1 protein-coding gene is annotated in these 1,027 nt (G+C 25.3%); it reads left to right on the top strand.

Translation table 11 applies throughout. The features are described from left to right. Positions 1 to 58: 58 nt before the first annotated feature. Positions 59 to 889, top strand: a complete 831-nt coding sequence (locus MPF13_RS15425) for a PDDEXK family nuclease (RefSeq protein WP_249983658.1) — start codon at positions 59 to 61, stop codon at positions 887 to 889. Positions 890 to 1,027: the final 138 nt, after the last annotated feature.

Below are 1,027 nucleotides of genomic sequence, written 5' to 3'. Positions count from 1 at the left end.
ACGTTGGGCAATATAAGTGAAACCAAAATCGAGCTGAACAAATAACTATTAGAAATAGATGATTTTTGACATAAAAACAAAATTGAAGAGCGAAGAAATAGATATTTCAGAAAAAAAACTTCAAGCAATAATTGTTGAAAATTTTGAACATTTTTTTCCTAATCTTAAATTAATAAAATCGGAATATAGTCTAAAAGGAAATGTTAGGCTTTTTGGAATGAGTGGTCGAATTGACATACTCGCTTATAATCCAATTGAACACAATCTTGTAATCTTTGAATTGAAAAAGGAGCATTCTAAAAATATAATAATTCAAGCAATTGATTATTCTGATTTTGTGGAGGAAAATTTAGAACTAATTATTTCTCGAATTAACGAATTGACTTTTAAGGAGAAAAAAACATTATTACAGCTAAATAATCCTCCAAGAATAATTTTAATTGCAAATTCATTTTATCATCCAACAATAAGAAGAGCAAAAAAATTATCTAATGAGATTTCTTTATTTGAATATAAATATTTCTCAAACGAATTATTCCAAATTCAAGAAATACGAGATAATACAAAGATTAGAGAAAGACTTGAAAGAGTAACTTCTTCGAGTGAATCATTAAATCACGTTCCGAAAATTATTGAAATTATAAAAACAATTACTGGTTTGGGATTAGTTAATGAAAGATATTTCAAAATTGAAGGTAGTAGATTAATAATAAATCAAACACATTTATATAAAGCTTATGAAAAATATTATACCGAAAAAGAAATGGATTCTTTATCAAAAAATGACTTTTTCATAGCAATAAAGGAATCAAAGAAATTTCTTGAATATAAAAAAGGAGTTAGATATAAGAATAATAATACAACAGGAATGGTAATTAATTTATCATAAATTACATTGCCCAACAACATATATAATTTATTGCTGGCAAAAAGCTTACTTACGAAAATCCTTGCGGATTTTCTTTGTAAGTAATTATTTACTAAATTGGTTGCTTAAACCACGCAACAAACCATATATAAACACGTT

It is taken from the genome of Polaribacter sp. Z022 (genome assembly GCF_023555495.1).
Taxonomy (GTDB): Bacteria; Bacteroidota; Bacteroidia; order Flavobacteriales; family Flavobacteriaceae; genus Polaribacter.
This window is presented reverse-complemented; position numbering and strand designations above follow the sequence as displayed.